The organism is Lacrimispora sphenoides JCM 1415 (genome assembly GCF_900105615.1).
Taxonomy (GTDB): domain Bacteria; phylum Bacillota; class Clostridia; order Lachnospirales; family Lachnospiraceae; genus Lacrimispora; species Lacrimispora sphenoides.
This window is the reverse complement of the sequence record NZ_LT630003.1, coordinates 4,293,620-4,309,490: the sequence shown is the minus strand read 5'-3', so window position 1 is coordinate 4,309,490 and position 15,871 is coordinate 4,293,620. Positions and strand designations below refer to the sequence as shown.

General features: G+C 44.8%; 14 protein-coding genes. 5 read left to right on the top strand and 9 right to left on the bottom strand.

Translation table 11 applies throughout. From position 1 onward, the window contains the following. Positions 1–62 precede the first annotated feature (62 nt). From BMX69_RS19530 to BMX69_RS19515, 4 genes are all read right to left on the bottom strand, one after another. On the bottom strand, positions 63–1,877 hold the full coding sequence (locus tag BMX69_RS19530; RefSeq protein WP_100043285.1) for a methyl-accepting chemotaxis protein: 1,815 nt from the start codon (positions 1,875–1,877) through the stop codon (positions 63–65). A gap of 224 nt (positions 1,878–2,101) precedes the next feature. Beyond that, positions 2,102–3,505, bottom strand: coding sequence for an ABC transporter substrate-binding protein (locus BMX69_RS19525; RefSeq protein WP_054791164.1), 1,404 nt, complete (start codon positions 3,503–3,505; stop codon positions 2,102–2,104). A gap of 66 nt (positions 3,506–3,571) precedes the next feature. Then, a complete protein-coding gene (locus tag BMX69_RS19520) occupies positions 3,572–4,387 on the bottom strand; it encodes a carbohydrate ABC transporter permease (protein ID WP_100043284.1) in 816 nt (271 codons plus the stop codon). Then, positions 4,387–5,250: a carbohydrate ABC transporter permease gene (locus BMX69_RS19515; RefSeq protein WP_025230596.1), complete on the bottom strand. Its 864-nt coding sequence runs from the start codon at positions 5,248–5,250 to the stop codon at positions 4,387–4,389. Before BMX69_RS19515 ends, BMX69_RS19520 begins: the two co-directional genes overlap by 1 nt. 473 nt (positions 5,251–5,723) lie before the next feature. On the opposite strand from BMX69_RS19515, the gene BMX69_RS19510 reads away from it, so the two are divergent. The 4 genes from BMX69_RS19510 to BMX69_RS19495 all read left to right on the top strand — a co-directional run bounded on the left by BMX69_RS19510 (position 5,724) and on the right by BMX69_RS19495 (position 9,149). Beyond that, complete coding sequence (locus tag BMX69_RS19510) at positions 5,724–6,677, top strand: cell wall-binding protein (protein WP_054791163.1); 954 nt, start codon at positions 5,724–5,726, stop codon at positions 6,675–6,677. 125 nt (positions 6,678–6,802) lie between these two features. Next, the gene (locus BMX69_RS19505; RefSeq protein WP_100043283.1) at positions 6,803–7,894 is read left to right on the top strand and encodes a ComEC/Rec2 family competence protein; all 1,092 of its coding nucleotides are present in this window, start codon (positions 6,803–6,805) and stop codon (positions 7,892–7,894) included. 29 nt (positions 7,895–7,923) lie between these two features. Beyond that, the gene (locus BMX69_RS19500; protein WP_054791162.1) at positions 7,924–8,136 is read left to right on the top strand and encodes a DUF3006 domain-containing protein; all 213 of its coding nucleotides are present in this window, start codon (positions 7,924–7,926) and stop codon (positions 8,134–8,136) included. A gap of 20 nt (positions 8,137–8,156) precedes the next feature. Beyond that, a complete protein-coding gene (locus tag BMX69_RS19495; protein WP_054791161.1) occupies positions 8,157–9,149 on the top strand; it encodes a 3'-5' exonuclease in 993 nt (330 codons plus the stop codon). On the opposite strand, the gene BMX69_RS19490 is transcribed toward BMX69_RS19495, so the two are convergent. The 5 genes from BMX69_RS19490 to BMX69_RS19470 form a co-directional block, all read right to left on the bottom strand. Continuing rightward, the gene (locus BMX69_RS19490; protein ID WP_025230591.1) at positions 9,146–9,856 is read right to left on the bottom strand and encodes a response regulator; all 711 of its coding nucleotides are present in this window, start codon (positions 9,854–9,856) and stop codon (positions 9,146–9,148) included. The two genes, BMX69_RS19495 and BMX69_RS19490, sit on opposite strands and share 4 nt — an antisense overlap. Continuing rightward, a complete protein-coding gene (locus BMX69_RS19485; protein ID WP_242941304.1) occupies positions 9,849–10,967 on the bottom strand; it encodes a sensor histidine kinase in 1,119 nt (372 codons plus the stop codon). The genes BMX69_RS19490 and BMX69_RS19485 overlap by 8 nt, the downstream gene beginning before the upstream one ends. After that, positions 10,964–12,517: a D-alanyl-D-alanine carboxypeptidase family protein gene (locus BMX69_RS19480; protein WP_100043282.1), complete on the bottom strand. Its 1,554-nt coding sequence runs from the start codon at positions 12,515–12,517 to the stop codon at positions 10,964–10,966. The genes BMX69_RS19485 and BMX69_RS19480 overlap by 4 nt, the downstream gene beginning before the upstream one ends. A 160-nt stretch (positions 12,518–12,677) precedes the next feature. Next, entirely contained in the window at positions 12,678–13,379 is a 702-nt protein-coding gene (locus BMX69_RS19475; RefSeq protein ID WP_100043281.1) for a TIGR01906 family membrane protein, read from the bottom strand. Positions 13,380–13,399: 20 nt separating this feature from the next. After that, positions 13,400–14,050: a trimeric intracellular cation channel family protein gene (locus BMX69_RS19470; RefSeq protein WP_054791160.1), complete on the bottom strand. Its 651-nt coding sequence runs from the start codon at positions 14,048–14,050 to the stop codon at positions 13,400–13,402. A gap of 275 nt (positions 14,051–14,325) precedes the next feature. Between BMX69_RS19470 and BMX69_RS19460 the strand changes: the two genes are divergently transcribed. Further along, positions 14,326–15,684 (top strand): citrate/2-methylcitrate synthase, encoded by a 1,359-nt coding sequence (locus BMX69_RS19460; protein ID WP_100043898.1) that lies wholly within the window; start codon positions 14,326–14,328, stop codon positions 15,682–15,684. Positions 15,685–15,871: the final 187 nt, after the last annotated feature.

Genomic DNA, 15,871 nt, shown 5'->3' with positions numbered 1-15,871 from the left:
AAAGGGCGTTGATTTTAATAGATCAACGCCCTTTCATATGGCATTATGGATTTCTGTTTTAATTAATACTTTTCAAAAGACGATTCCGTCCTGGCCTCATATTCATACTCTTTTGTTCTTTTTATCTCTGTCTTTTGTTCAGTATCCAATTGGAATTTGTCCACTTCTTCCCGCAGTGTATTGGCCTGAGCGCTCATTTCCTCGCTGGAGGCCGAATTTTCCTCTGCTGTTGCTGCATTTGCCTGTATAACTGCCGATACCTGCTCCAGCCCTATGCGGATCTCATCAATGGAAGAGGCCTGCTCAGAAGCCGATTGGTTGATCTTATTGACGATATCATTGATAAAGCCGGTGGTTTTATCAATATCATCCAGAATCTGAGCGGTTTTTTCAGTGATTTCAGTGCCTTCCTGTACCGCGTTTACGGAATTCTGTATCAGCTCCGCTGTCTGTTTTGCAGCCTCCGCAGATTTGGCAGCAAGATTACGGACTTCGTCAGCTACTACGGAGAAGCCCTTTCCTGCGGTTCCTGCCCGGGCGGCTTCAATGGCTGCGTTTAGGGAGAGGATATTGGTTTGGAACGCAATGTCCTCAATCACCTTTGTTATATTGGTTATCTGATCGGAAAAGATGGCGATATTGTCCATTGCTTTTGTAAGCTGCTTCATATGTGCACCGCCGTTTTTAACGTTATGGCTGGTTTGAGCCACATATTCGGTTGCTTTTATAACATTTTTTGAATTTTCTGCAGCCTGTTCCGTGATGCTTGCAATGGAGGAGGAGAGTTCCTCTACAGAGGCGGCCTGTTCTGTGGAACCGGCTGCAAGCTGCTGTGCTCCTGCCGATACCTGTTCTGTTCCTGTATTTACCTGTTGTGCGGCAACATCGATCATAATGAGGGTACGATTTAAAGAGGAAACGGTTTTTATAATTGCCTTTTTAATGGCTTCAAAGTCCCCCACATAGTCTAAATCCATGGAAAAACGCATATCTCCCTGTGACAGAAGATTTAGCTTTTCCGTAATGTCACGGATATAGGAGGTTATGGCAGCATTTGTATTTCTGATGTTTTCAGCCATGCTTCCCAGCTCATCTTTGCTTACATATGTAATCTGGGCCTGTAAATTTCCCTTTGATATTTCCTTGTAAACCAGTTCGATTTCTTTCACAGGATCCAAAATTGATTTTCTGATGATCATGGTGATGAAAAGGGTAAACAGAAGAGAAATCAACAGCGACAAGGAAAAGGAAAACCAGGCTGATTTCATGAAGTTCTGCGCTTCCTCCTTTTGGGAAACAGCAAACTGCAGCTGGATTGTTGAAAAACCAGACAGGATTTCTTCGGCCTGATCAATGGCAGGTGAATAATTATTTTTATATGACTCATAGGCCTTGCTGCTGTTTCCTTTGGAGGAAGCTTGAAGCAGCCCTGAAATCTCTTCTCTGGCAGACTTGGTCTTTGATAACAAATCTCTTATCTGTGCGATATCGTTATCTCTTGCACTGGAAGACTGGTTGCCTGCAAATGTCTCCAATGCGCCGGAAACGCTTTCTTCCTGTTCCTGGGCCCTGGCAAGGCTATCCTGTACAGACTGGATATTATCGTCAAGAATTGCCTGAAGAAGATATTTTTGTGCCGAAGCCAGCCCGGATCTCATGGTCCATGTGCTGTTGGAGTTTGGTACGGTATAGCGGTAATAGCGTTCCACCTGGAATCCGAGATTTTTCGTGTTCCATGCGGATATTGAAGTGGATGCTATAATGATCAGCAGTATTATGCCAAAACCTAGAATCAGTTTTTTGCCGACAGATAGGTTTTTTATCAGAGAACCTGCTTCTTTGCCGGAATCATCGGCATTTGTATTCTTTTTTTTCATCTTATCGTTCCTTTCCCGATTTATTTACCGGAATGTATATGGATTGGAAATTGCGTCATGCGTTATATAATATATCGGAACGATAAAGCTAATCATAAGAATTCACTTGTTATTTTTTAAACTGTACAAACTACTTTCATGATCTGTTAAAGAAGGAGGATTCCGAAAGGAAAGGGATAGAGAAAAGAAAGCCTCCGGCTTTTGTGCCGAAGGCTTTTTGAACATTATTTTGTAGATGAATTATAGTTTTCAATGGCTGCATTTACTTTTTCAGCCAGGAAACTTACCGCCTGCTCCGGTGTATAGGTGCCGTCATAGGTCTTCTCCATTGCTTCGTTAAAGATCTTTCTGGACTCGGTTGCTACTCCGGATAATACACCTGCGGTGTATCCATTGACAGGGGTAGCCTTTAACTGGTTGATGGCAGTGGTAAAGTTGGGGTTCTGAGCTATGAAATCCTTCATGGCAGGAGTATCATAAGCCTCCGGGTTAACTGCGAAGTATCCGGTGGACATACTCCAGTTGGCCTGGGAATCCGGTGTGGTGGTAAATTCGATGAACTTCCAGGCAGCGTTCTTTTTCGCCTCATCCTTATTGTCCATCATCCAAAGGGATGCGCCTCCAATGATGACACCGCCATCGGCAGCAGATGCATCGATCTTTGGAAGAAATCCGGTACCGATCTCAAAGTCGCTGCTTGCCGTAGCATTTTTAAGAATAGCTGTGGATTCAATGATCATGGCTGTCTGGCCTGAGAAGAATGCGGTCTGGGTATCAGCAGTGGTGCTGCCGTAGTTATCCGCATAACCGGAATCCATAAGCTTTTTCCATGTTTCAAAAATCTTAAGTCCAGCTCCGTTGTTTACGAAATCCACTTCGGTTGCCGGCGCTTTCCGTCCGTTTTCATTGTTTGCATAAAATTTTCCCTGGCCGGCGATCTGCTGTTCAAAGAACCAGCCATAGATGGCCTGTGCATAGCCCACAGGAGCTGCTTTGCTTTCCACGATTTTTTTGGAGAATTCCAATACTTCGTCAAATGTTTTGGGCGGGGTGTCAGGATCCAGACCAGCTGCCTTAAAAACATCCTTGTTGTAATACAGCATTGGAGTGGAAACATTAAATGGCATGGACATCTGCTTTCCGTTTACCGTATAGTAGCTTGTGATGATATTCATAACCGTAGAAGGATCAAAGTTTGTGGAGGCAAACATATCCTGTACCGGAATGGCATGACCGCTGTCGGTCATAAACTTTGTGCCGATGTCGTACATCTGGCATACGTCCGGCATGCTGCCGCTCTGCATGGCTGCTTTCAGCTTGGTGATCAGGTCATCATAGTTTCCCTGATATTCACTTTTTACTTCAATCTCGTTCTGGGACTCATTAAAGGCTTTAACCAGAGCTTCGGTTGCCTCTCCGTTTACACCTCCCATAGCATGCCAGAGGGTAATGACTGTTTTGCCCCCCTCAGCCGGAGCTTTTGCGTCAGCTGCCGCCTTTGTGGTAGCGGCTTCCGTGGAACCTGCCGCTGTGGTTCCCCCGGAAGTAGCACTTCCACCGCATGCAGCAAGAGTCATGGACATGACAGCAGCCATAATCGCCGCAAGCCACCTTTTTCTTCTTTTCATAGATATCCTCCTTTAAATGATATAGTTTTATCTCTATACATTGCCCTTAGGGCATGCATGAAATACTTACCCTTTTACGGAACCTGAGGTAAGGCCGGAAATCAGCTGCTTCTGTCCCAGCATGAATGCCAGGATCGAAGGGACGAGGATGATCATGGACCCGGCCATGACCGGACGGAAGTCTGTGGATTCCGCACCCTGAAGCATTCCAAGACCGATCTGGACGGTTCTCATGTTCACCGAATCTGTAACAAGAAGCGGCCATAAATAGTGGTTCCAGCTTTGAAGGAATGTGTAAATCCCCAACGCGCCCATGGAAGGTTTTACAAGGGGAAGGGCAATGAAACAGAAGAAACGGAAGTTCCCGCATCCGTCTATATCCGCTGCCTCCTTTATCTCCATTGGAAGCTGCAGGAACGCCTGTCTCATGTTAAATACTGCAAATGCTGATGCCACGTTTGGAAGGATCAGGGCCGTATAGCTGTTCTTTAGCCCCAGATCGCAGATGATTAAATAGTTTGCAATGATGATGGCCTGGCTTGGGATCATCATGGTTGCAAGCATCAATAAAAACAGTGCATTCCTTCCACGGAATTTCATCATGGAAAATGCATAGGCTGCCAAAGCCCCGGTAACGATCTGTCCGAAGGTAACGGTACAGGAAACGATCAGGGAATTCTTGATGAAGGTAAAAAACGGGGCCAGCTGCAGCGCTTTTATGTAATTGTCCGGGATCAGCTGTTTTGGCCAAAAGCCCCCGGAAAACACTTCCTTCATGGTCATCATGCTGACGTTAAAACAGTAAACCACTGGTGAGATAATGATGACTGCAAAAAGGATATTTAAGGCATAAAGTAAATATTTAACCAGTTTGTTTTTCATCAATAAGTCACCTTCTTTTCCAGTCTGAATTGAATCAATGTCAAGACCATCAGGATTATAAACAGGACGATGGATTCCGCACAGGCCATGCCGAACCGGCTGTTCATAAATGCCTCCTGATAAATCTGGTACACAATGACATTGGTGCTTCCGGAAGGACCTCCCTGAGTCATCAGCTTGACCTGAGCATAAGCCTGAAGGGCGTTGATGACGTTAATGATCAAAAGGAAAAACAGGGTAGGGGATATGCATGGGATGGTAATATGCCTGTGCTTGGCAAAAAATCCGGCTCCTTCAATGGCCGCACACTCATAGAGATCCACTGGAACACTTTGTAAAGCGGCGGTCAGGAATATAAAGTTTAATCCGATGTTCATCCATACGGTCACAAGGGTCACCGCACTTAAGGCGTATTTGGGATCCGTAAGCCATCCGATGTGGGTTCCCAGTACCTTATTGATGATGCCAAGGCTGCTGTGAAAGATGAACATGAAAACAACCGAAGCCGCTGCTGCGGAAATGGCCATGGGTAGGGCATAAACAGTCCGGAACAGATTCTTCCCCTTAATATCCTCATTGCTGATTATGGCCAGGATAAACCCGATCACAATGGAGCAGGCGACTGTCATCACTGCATATTGAAAGGATACCAGAAGGCTGTTTTGAAAGGCCTGGGAGGTGAAGATCGTAAGATAATTCCCAAGGCCGACAAAGGAGGAGACTGCCCCTAGGGGAGTCGTCATGGCAAAACTGAGCCAAATGGTTTTGAGGAACGGCCAGAACAGGAAAGCCGAGAAGAAAAACATGGCGGGCAGCAAATACAGATAAGGCTCGATTGCCCGGAAAAACTGCTTCTTTTTCATGAAAAAATTATCCTCCTTTTCCTAAAAAGAAAAAAAGAACCAGTATTACATTTCGCCTTAGAGATAATGGCGGAAATGTAACGTCTGATTTCTCTTGCTCTCTAGCAAATGTTTCATTGACGTTAGTTTATCATATTAATTGTTATAATGCAACATATATTTACCTTAATTAGCCATATAATTAGTAATATTTTGATATATTATTAACGAACAAGTGAAAATATGAATTAAATTTAATAAAAATATTGAGAGATAAAGGTATAAAAATATACTTAGTATACAATTAAGATTTTTGGCTGACTTGCTTTTTCAAAATTGGGTGGATTATCCAGCTGCTGATCCGGTCTTCTGCCGTCAGGAATAGCCGCAAAACCTTACGAAACCCGAATGGCTATTCACAAACGCCCGGGGATGGGGTATAATGAGCCTATTGCACCGCAATCAGAAATGATATAGAAAGATGGGGATTGTTTATGAATGGTAAGAAAATTTTGTCTCTGGTGCTTGCTGTGTCAATGGCAACAGGGCTTAGCTGCATGACTTCCATGGCAGCAACCAGAAAGAAAATCACAACAGTAAACTTAACCGTGACAGCGGATATTATGCCGGGCGGTTCTGTCTTTGGACAGCAGGCTGAGATAACCGCAAAAAACAGCAAGATCGATGTGGGAGAATGCGAATTTACTAACAGCGGATTTCAGTGGTCTGAGCAGGATATACCAAGGTTGGAAGTAAAGCTGTATGCGCAGGAAGGATATTATTTTTCTGTAGCAGAATCCGGTTTCACAATTGATGGAGGAACCTACGTAAAGCAGGCGAGGGAAGATTTCAGCCAGACCCTGACGGTGACCATAGATCTTCCCAAGGTCAGTGAGTTTACCCAGTCCATAGAAAGCGCAGCATGGGGGTCTAAAACTATGGCTGTGTGGAGTCCTGCCGCCGGGGCGGGAAGTTATGAAGTAAAGGTATTCCGTGACGGAAAGAACACGGGAGGGGTAAAGACCACCGTGGGGACGAGTCTGGATCTCGGGCTTTTAATGGGGAAAACTGGAAGCTACACGTTTAAAGTGCGTCCGGTTAACAAGCAGAATGCCGAGAACAAAGGGGAATGGGTTGAGTCTCCTGTCAATTATGTTGATGGGGCAGCGGCGGAGCTAAACCGTACATTCTCCCAAAGCAGCGGCGGCTGGAAACAGGACGGAACCGGCTGGTGGTATGTGAATCCCGACGGAAGTTATCCGGTCGGCACCTGGCAGAACATCGAAGGACAGTGGTATTTCTTCAATGAGAATGGCTATATGGCTAAAGGCTGGGTTGCATGGAACGGAAAACAGTATTACTGCGATCTCACAGGAGGGCAGATGCTGGCAAACACCATAACGCCTGATGGGGCTAATGTTGGAGCTGACGGAGCGAAACTTCCTTAGAATTAAAAAATTGGCGGGCTGCTTTTAGCGGTCCGCCTTTTTTACCGCCTGGAGACGGACCATTAGAAAAATACTTGTAGGATTAAAGATTCTATCATATAATAACAGGGCGGAGGCATACAGAAATGACAGTGAAAAAGACAGAAAAATTTTATAAGCGGGTATTGATAGCGGCGGCAATCCTCCTGGCCCTTTGTATGGCAGGATGCAGCCCAACTGCAAGCTCTTCCCCATTAACCCAAAGAGAAATGGGAAATGAGGCGGGGACAGATCTAAGGGTTCATTTTATTGATGTGGGCCAAGGAGACAGCACCTTAGTAGAAAAAGACGGTCATTATATGCTGATAGACGCAGGGGAACGGGACCAGGGCGAGACAGTCGCTTCTTATCTGGAGAAACAGGGAGTGAAGAAACTGGATTACGTGATCGGAACCCATCCTCATTCAGATCATATCGGCGGGTTGGAGACGATCATCCGGAAATTTGATGTGCAAAAAGTCTTTTTACCGGAGAAAGAACATACCACAAAGGTTTATGAACGCCTGTTAGATGCCATTGCTGATAAAAATTTAAAAATAACCCTTCCAAAGCCAGGGGAAAGCTACTCCTTAGGAGATGCATCTTTCCAGATCATCGCTCCCAACCGGGATTATGGAGATAATTTAAATAACTGGTCCATAGGCCTTCGCCTGGTTTATGGAAAGAACAGCTTTGTCTTATGCGGAGATGCAGAAAAAGATACAGAAAAGGATATGGTGGCTAACGGCCTTCCTTTAAAGGCAGATGTATTGAAGCTTTCCCATCATGGAAGCACCACTTCATCATCGAAAGGCTTTATGGATCTGGTTGATCCTGAATATGGAGTGATTTCCTGCGGAAAAAATAATGATTATGGCCATCCTCACAAGGAAATTCTGGATATGTTAAAAAAACGGAACATTAAGGTTTTGCGGACAGACCAGCTTGGAACCATAGTGGCAGTGAGCGACGGTTTAAAAGTTACTTTCCCTGGAATTACAGAAGGAACCGATGGAGACAGGACGCAAAGCACGGCTGCAGACCAGGATTATGTAATAAATACCAATACCAAAAAATTTCACCGGCCGGACTGCAAGTCTGCAGCTTCCATGAAGGAAGAGAACCGGAAAACCTATAATGGCTCCAGAGAGAATTTGATACAGATGGGATATGAGCCGTGCCAAAGCTGCAACCCTTAGCCTGGCACAGAAAGGGAAGGGAAAAGGTTATGAAGTATACCATTGACAGAATCGGGGAAACGGTAATTATCTGTGAGGATGAGAACGGAGATATGTTAAAGGTTAAAGCCTCTGAACTGCCGGAAGGTGTAAGGGAGGGAGATATCCTTACAGAGACTAAAGGGACGTGGACACTTGAGAAAGAAGAGACGGAGAGGCGCAGGCAGAGGATTCGTGAAAAGCTGAGAGGGCTGACTGAATAAAGGATTAAAGAGAGCAAACTATGAAGAATTATATTGTACTGGATCTGGAATGGAACCAGAGCGCCGGAGGGAAGGAGGAGACGGTAGAGCACCTTCCCTTTGAAATTATAGAGATCGGGGCAGTAAAGCTTAATGAGGCCCTGGAGGAAGTGGAGGAATTTAAGCGGCTTATAAGGCCTCGAATTTATCCCGAGCTTCATGAAAAGATATTAGAAGTGACCCACATGGATCAAAAGACTCTGATGGAAGAGGGCTGTAACTTTGAGGAAGCTGTAAGGGAGTTTCTCATGTGGTGCGGCGAGGAAGCCGTGTTTTGTACCTGGGGCTCCATGGACTTAACGGAGCTGCAGCGGAACATTGCTTTTTACGGAATTCCAAACCCATTTCCCAAGCCCTTTCTCTACTATGATGTGCAGAAACTCTACAGCCTGCTTTATGGGGACGGCAAGGATAGGCAATCCCTTGACATTGCAGTATTAGAGCTGCAGATCATGGAAGAGCGGCCTTTTCACCGGGCTCTTGACGATGCCCATTATACCGGGCGCGTTATGAACCAAATGGATTTTGATAAGGTCCGGGAATATTTGTCTACGGATTATTACCGCTTGCCGGTAAATAAAGAGGAAGAGGTATATCTGGTGTTTCCCGGGTATTCCAAATATATTTCAAGGCCCTTTGAGACGAAGCAGGATGCCATTGAGGATAAAACCGTTACCGATTTGATCTGCTGCAAGTGCAACCGGATGCTTCGGAAAAAGATCAGATGGTTTTCCGTGAACCAGAAGTTTTACACGGCTCTTGGTACCTGTCCTGAGCATGGAAATGTAAAAGGCAAAATCCGCATGAGGCGGAGCGATGACGGACGTATCTACGTGGTTAAGACCATGAGGCTGGTGGGTGAGGAAGACGTCCGTGAGATTTACGAAAAAAAGGAAGAAACCAAAAAGAAACGGGTTCAAAAGACGAAGACCAGAAAGCAGAATAAAAAGAAGGGGGATTCCCCCCTTTCCTAAATTTCGCTTTCCTTCATTCGGTATCCAACCCCGATTTCCGTAAAGATATATTTTGGTTCCGCCGGATTATTTTCTATTTTTCTGCGGATATGCGCCATATTGACGCGGAGGATCTGATTGTTGCTGTCAGCGTAAGGTCCCCAGATATGACTAATAATGTAGTCATAGGTCAGGACCTTGCCGGAGTTTTCCGCAAGAAGGGAAACCAGCTTATATTCGATCTGAGTCAAATGGATCTTATGTCCGTCCAGTGTGACCAACCGCTTGGCAAAATCAATGAAAAGGCCGTCACTGCTGTATGGGGTGGGAATGACAGAACCATCCACGGTGCTGACGGTAGGTCTTCCATGACGCAGGGCTGTACGGATCCTGGCTAAAAGTTCGCTGGTTCCAAAGGGCTTGGTTATATAATCATCGGCACCGAAATCAAGAGCGGACACTTTTTCATGCTCCTGGGTCCTTGCGGAGATGACGATAATAGGAATCGAAGTCCAGCTTCGGACGCTTTTAATGATATCGATTCCGTCCAGGTCCGGAAGCCCTAAGTCCAGAAGGATCACATCAGGGCAAAGGGAATTGATCAGAGCCAGCCCATCCCGTCCGTTGTATGCGGTATTTACTTTATAATCATGTCTTTCCAATGCACTTTCAATAAAGTTGCAGATATTCTTTTCATCTTCAATCATGACGATTGTAAACTTACTCATAAGCATTCTCCCCTAATGGTAATGTAAATGTAAAAACTGCGCCATGTTCTTCATTGGCGGCTGTGATGTTCCCGTCGTGGGCAGTAACAATGGCTTTGCAGATAGAAAGCCCGATTCCCATTCCTTTATGGGAATCATAGCTGCTGTTGGGCGATGAGGTGTAACCGTCAAATAAAGTCTTCAGCCGTTCCGGGGAAATTCCCACGCCCTGATCCCGGACCTGAAACCAGGCATATCCATCCTGTACGAAGATCGACAGGCTGATGGGATCCGTTGAATTGGAGTGATAGACGGCATTTTCCAGTAGATTTATGATAACCTGTTCAATCAAAGTTGCATCCATGGGAACCATGATGAACTCATCAGGAACCGTCACACGGACAATGGATTTAGGAAGTCTTTTGTGAAAGCGTTCAATAGCTTCAGAAGCTACCTCTTCCAGCGGCTCCGGCCGCTTTAATACCTGAGCTCCGGTATCCCGTATCCTGGTTACGCTGAGCAGATTTTCCACCATATTTAAAAGCCAGTTGGCATCTTCCCGGATATTGGAGACCAGGCTGGTTTTTTCTGCCTCAGCCATAGTGTTTGTATTTTCCAGGTATGTGTTGCTGGCGCCGATGATACCTGTGAGAGGAGTCCGAAGGTCATGGGAAATAGCCCGTAAAAGGTTTGCTCTCAAGGCCTCTTTTTCTGCTTCCATTAATAACTTTTCCCGTTCGTTTAAAATACGGCTTTGTTCCTTTAAATTTGTCGTAGTAGCGCTTGTAATGGTTGAAATGACCAGTAGTGCAAGGAAGGTAACGGGATATCCTTCCATTATAAAATTAAACGCCATAAATGGGTAAGTAAACACATAGTTTACACAGATCACACTAATAAAGGAGGCAATGACTCCCGGAATATAGCCGCTGGAATAACGGGAAATCACCACCACTGCCATCATATAGATGATTCCTACATTGTTAGTATATCCTCCCAGTATGTGCATCATGTAGGAGAGGATGGTGGCAAGCAGGAGAGAAATAAAGGTAATTATACAATTTCGAAGCAGATCTTTTTTGGATAATTTTTTCTGTTTACTCATGGAAAACCCCTTGCTATCTAAGGTCATTTGAAACGGCCTCCCCGCCGTCTTTTCCGTTTTGATGAATAGGTACTGCGCCTTTGTTCCAGAATACTGTAGAATTCATCGGCTGAAACACCGGAGTCCCGAAGGCGTTTCATGCGCTGCTCCCGCCTGATAAGGAAATCCTGCGCGTCTTTGTGTTTCCAATATATGAAAAAGGCAGCTGCGCCTCCTATTACAGTGATTGCTCCCACGCTACCTAATATCAGCCAGGCGGCTAAAGGGATCTCAAAGGGCCTTAGAGCCTTTTCCCGGTAATCTTCCGTTTCTTTCTCCGATCGTTTTCCGGAAGGAGTTACGGAAGTCTGGGCTGCAGACGGGTCTAATGCTTCGCCGGATCCGGAGGACGCTTCGGCCTGGGGAGCGGTGGCGATCCTGGTTTCCGCTTCCTTGTTCTGGAATAAGGCGTCATTCACCTCCAGAAAGGTACTTCCAACGACCCGGTCATTATACCGGTAATTTATTTTCGCGATGGAATTTGGAGGGTCACCCGATGAAATATCATAACTGAGTTCCGCCTTTGCATCAGAAAAATCAGCTGTTTTAGGCAGGATGATCCTGCTGTCAGGATCTAAAATCAGGGCTTCTGGTCTGGTGATTGACAAACCGCTGAAATTTAAATCGCTGGTAATGGAACTATAGGTTTTTTCGTAATCTGCAGCTTTTAAGGAGACAAAATTTGTAAAACCAAAGTCCAAGAGATTTTTAGTATCTGTCCAATACTGGGGAGTAGATCCCTTTAAAATTATGGTAACCAGCCTCATCCCGTTTTTTTCCGCACAGGTTATCAGGGTATTGCCGGCCAGTGTGGTATAGCCTGTTTTGCCGCCGATGATGCCCGGATAGTAGAAAGGAGTGCTTTTTCTCATCATCTTATGACCAGGATAGATGGTAAGCCCTTCTTTATTAATGGAGTTAGGCGGAAGCTTATAAAAGGTTGTGGAGTCGATATCTTCAAAAACAGGATTGTTAAAGGCTGCTCTTGCGATGAGGGCCATGTCATAGGGGGAAGTATAATGCTCCGGGTTATTTAAACCGCTGGGATTGGCAAAATGAGTATTGGTACATCCAAGCTCCTTGGCGCGTACGTTCATCATATCGGCAAAAGCTTCTGTGCTTCCCGCCACATGCTCTGCAAGGGCGTTGGCTGATTCATTGGCTGATTTAAGCAGCAAGGCATAGAGGCAGTCCCTGACAGACAGCTTGTCCCCTTCATTGATCCCGGCATTGCTGCTTCCGGATTCTACATTAAATACAGCGTTATGGGAAAATGTTACGGTTTCGTCAAGACTGCATGTTTCAATGACAATAAGCGCAGTCATGACCTTTGTAATGCTGGCCGGAAAATATTGGTTGTGTATGTTCTGTCCCCACAGAACGGTTCCGGTGTCTGCATCCATCAGAATGGCTCCCTGTGCCTGAACAGACGGGCCGGAAGGCCAGTCTGCGGCCCCCAGTGAAGTCCCGGTAAAAGAGGAGACAAAAAAAGGCAGGCACAGAAAAAAAATAAAAATCTTTTTTATATATTGAGTCATATTGAGTAATCTCTCCATAAGCTTTCGTTCGGTTTCAGACAATACTTCAATCTACAGTATAGGTTATTTGTTGTAACAAGTAAAGGTTATTTGCTATTTTTCCCGTATTTATATACGAAAAAACCAGCTGAATATGCCTATTTATCCAGCTGATTTACATTTAAGCTGCATGATGTTTTCTTTTAACCTTACCAATAAGAAAAAGACAGACAGCTAAGATAAGCAGGATAGAGAAAAGGTAGATAAAGCCGATGAGAACAACCGTGTCCCGAAAAAAGCCTTCCGGAACGATGTTAATGAGCATATCGGTGGAAGGATCCAGAACCCATAGGTCATTTTTAAAGAATATATGGTGGAACATGATAAAATATCTGGTAAAATCTGTGGAAATAATGAAAGCTATGACAGCGGACAGGACAAAAAAGATCCCAGTTCCCGCGCACACGGCTTTGGGAAAGGTTCGCGTAAAGCTTGTCTTTAATAAAAGAAGAATGATGAGGCATAATACCATAATCATAAGGCAGCCTCTCCGTATGGAAAGAGCGCCTAAAAACAGTCCGCGGACATCCTCCATATGGGCGATTTCACGGGCATTAAAAAATTCCCGTTCTACGCCTCCCATGGTGGTATCTACGTGAAGGTTATCCCTCTTTCCCCGCAGGTAAGACATCATTTCACCGGTAACATCAAGGAGATCATCCATTGTCATGGAGACTGCCTGAGTCACTTGATATTTGTTATATTCTTTTTCAAAGTATCCTGGAACCCAGTAAACGGCTGCCTCCACCGAGGTAAATAAGAGCACGATCATAAGGCAGAAGGTAAATATGATTCCAGCAGTATTTTGAAGCAAACGGTTCATGGAATTCCTCCTTAAGAGAATTATTTTTTTGTTGCGGTAGGTAAGTCCCAGCAAAAGTGGGTTGCAAGCAGGCGGATCAAAACGACGGAGCAGGCGCCGATCAGCATGGCGATATTGCCATCAATGCAGTTCAAAAGCCAGGCATAAAGGAGAGCGCCTGCAATGGAAGCACAGGCATAAATATGTTTTCTAAGGACATAGGGGGTTTGTCCAGCCATAATGTCCCGCAGAATGCCTCCTCCAACTCCGGTAATGACGCCTAAAAAGATGATGAGAAAATGGTAATCTCCATAGCCGGAAAGCACAGCTGTATCGATTCCTACTACGGTAAAAGCACCAAGTCCGATTGCATCAAATATGTTCATAACCTTTTCATAAGTTTCAATGGAGCGTCCATCCAGGATTTTCTGGTTCAGCCTTACTATAATAAATAAAAGCATAACCGTTATAAAGGCCAGCAATACATAGATTGGGTCTTTAAAAAGGGCAGGAGGTACATTTCCTATGATAATATCCCTTAGCATACCGCCTCCTACGGCTGTGGTGACACCTAAAACAATGACTCCAAGCAGATCCAGCTGTTTTTTAATGGCAACCATGGCTCCGGATGATGCAAAGGCTATGGTTCCTATGACTTCTATAAAGAAAAACAGGGAAAATTCTATTTTCATGAACAACCTCCGGTACATTCCTCAATGGGAAATTAAGGAAAGTATAAGATTTGAAAGAGTATTTGTCAATATATCAGGCCTTCACAAATATAGCGCTTGGCACAACACATAAATATATCTTGCTTTTTTTTATAAAATTTTATATTATATTGAAAAGTTCAAAATTTAACGATAGAAAGATTCTGCAGCAGAGGAAAGGGGTTGACGCTGGCTTAGAAAGCCCAATGGGAAGAATAAAGTGGAACTAGACAACCTGATTTCAGAAAGAGGTGTGCCTGATGAACCAGAAAGAATTTATGAAAAATGTGGAAGAGTGGTCTGATATCTGTTTGAATGACGAAAGAATTGACTTGGAAGCCTACGACAGATTTGAGGTAAAGCGGGGGCTTAGGGATAAAAGCGGCGATGGCGTTGTAGCAGGATTAACCAAGGTATCAAAGATTTTATCAAACAAGACCGTTAATGGAGAAAAGGTCCCATGTGAAGGCCAGTTGTTTTACCGGGGATATAACATTCATGACCTGGTAAACGGCGTCGTCAGGGAAGGGCGTTATGGTTTTGAGGAAATTGCCTACCTCCTTCTTTTCGGAGATCTGCCAGACGAAAGCCAGCTGGAGCGCTTTACCAAAACTCTGGGCTACAGCCGGACTCTGCCTACCAATTTTGTCAGAGATGTGGTTATGAAGGCGCCGAGCCAGGATATGATGTCCTGCCTTGCCAGAAGTATTCTTACTCTGTCTTCTTATGATGATAAGGCCAGTGACATATCTGTTCCCAATGTGCTTCGCCAGAGTCTGATGTTAATCAGCGTTATGCCAATGCTGGCAGTTTATGGATATCATACATTTAACCATTATGAGAGAGGGGGAAGCATGTATATCCACAGGCCGGATGAAAAGCTGTCCACGGCAGAAAATATTTTAAGGCTATTAAGGCCGGATATGAAGTATTCTAAGGTGGAAGCCCATGTTCTTGACCTGGCCCTGATCCTTCATATGGAGCATGGAGGAGGAAATAACTCCACCTTTACGACTCATGTGGTCACTTCCTCCGGTACGGACACATACAGCGTGGTTGCAGCTGCACTTGCCTCTTTAAAGGGGCCCAAGCATGGCGGTGCCAATATTAAGGTTGTGGAAATGATGGAGGATTTGAGGAAGGAAGTCCATGACTTAAAGGATGAAGAGGAAGTGGAGAAGTACTTGAGAAAGCTTCTTCATAAGGAAGCATTTGACCGGAAAGGTCTTATATATGGTATGGGACATGCGGTTTATTCCAAGTCTGATCCCCGTGCAGAAATTTTTAAAGGCTTTGTTAAGCAATTATCAGAGGAAAAAGGACGTCTGGATGACTTTAACCTCTACTCCATGATCGAGCGTCTGGCTCCTCAAGTCATTGCAGATGAAAGAAAGATCTATAAGGGCGTAAGCGCGAACGTGGACTTTTACAGCGGCTTTGTGTACAGCATGCTGGATATTCCCAATGAATTATTCACCCCGATCTTTGCCATCGCAAGAATTGTGGGATGGAGTGCCCACCGGATCGAAGAGCTTATCAACATGGATAAGATCATCCGTCCTGCCTACATCAGTGTGATGCAGGAAGAAGAGTATAAATCTTTGGGTGACCGATAGGTCATGCGGGAAATATATATGGATTTTATATTGGGCAGCCTGATAGCAGGCTGCCCTGTTTTTTGTGATAGTTACCGTTAGGATTCCATAATCTCGTTTCATTTCTTCTTTTCTTTATGGCAATTCCGTGGTAAATTATAAGGAAACAGAAATGTAACTATAATTTACGGCTAAAGGCAAGGTGCAA

What these genes read in the sequence shown, in the direction of transcription:
- BMX69_RS19530 (WP_100043285.1), bottom strand. Translation starts at nt 1,877, where the DNA reads ATGAAAAAAAAGAATACAAATGCCGATGATTCCGGCAAAGAAGCAGGT.
- BMX69_RS19510 (WP_054791163.1), top strand. Translation starts at nt 5,724, where the DNA reads ATGAATGGTAAGAAAATTTTGTCTCTGGTGCTTGCTGTGTCAATGGCA.
- BMX69_RS19525 (WP_054791164.1), bottom strand. Translation starts at nt 3,505, where the DNA reads ATGAAAAGAAGAAAAAGGTGGCTTGCGGCGATTATGGCTGCTGTCATG.
- BMX69_RS19475 (WP_100043281.1), bottom strand. Translation starts at nt 13,379, where the DNA reads ATGAACCGTTTGCTTCAAAATACTGCTGGAATCATATTTACCTTCTGC.
- BMX69_RS19515 (WP_025230596.1), bottom strand. Translation starts at nt 5,250, where the DNA reads ATGAAAAAGAAGCAGTTTTTCCGGGCAATCGAGCCTTATCTGTATTTG.
- BMX69_RS19480 (WP_100043282.1), bottom strand. Translation starts at nt 12,517, where the DNA reads ATGACTCAATATATAAAAAAGATTTTTATTTTTTTTCTGTGCCTGCCT.
- BMX69_RS19485 (WP_242941304.1), bottom strand. Translation starts at nt 10,967, where the DNA reads ATGACCTTAGATAGCAAGGGGTTTTCCATGAGTAAACAGAAAAAATTA.
- BMX69_RS19495 (WP_054791161.1), top strand. Translation starts at nt 8,157, where the DNA reads ATGAAGAATTATATTGTACTGGATCTGGAATGGAACCAGAGCGCCGGA.
- BMX69_RS19500 (WP_054791162.1), top strand. Translation starts at nt 7,924, where the DNA reads ATGAAGTATACCATTGACAGAATCGGGGAAACGGTAATTATCTGTGAG.
- BMX69_RS19470 (WP_054791160.1), bottom strand. Translation starts at nt 14,050, where the DNA reads ATGAAAATAGAATTTTCCCTGTTTTTCTTTATAGAAGTCATAGGAACC.
- BMX69_RS19490 (WP_025230591.1), bottom strand. Translation starts at nt 9,856, where the DNA reads ATGAGTAAGTTTACAATCGTCATGATTGAAGATGAAAAGAATATCTGC.
- BMX69_RS19505 (WP_100043283.1), top strand. Translation starts at nt 6,803, where the DNA reads ATGACAGTGAAAAAGACAGAAAAATTTTATAAGCGGGTATTGATAGCG.
- BMX69_RS19520 (WP_100043284.1), bottom strand. Translation starts at nt 4,387, where the DNA reads ATGAAAAACAAACTGGTTAAATATTTACTTTATGCCTTAAATATCCTT.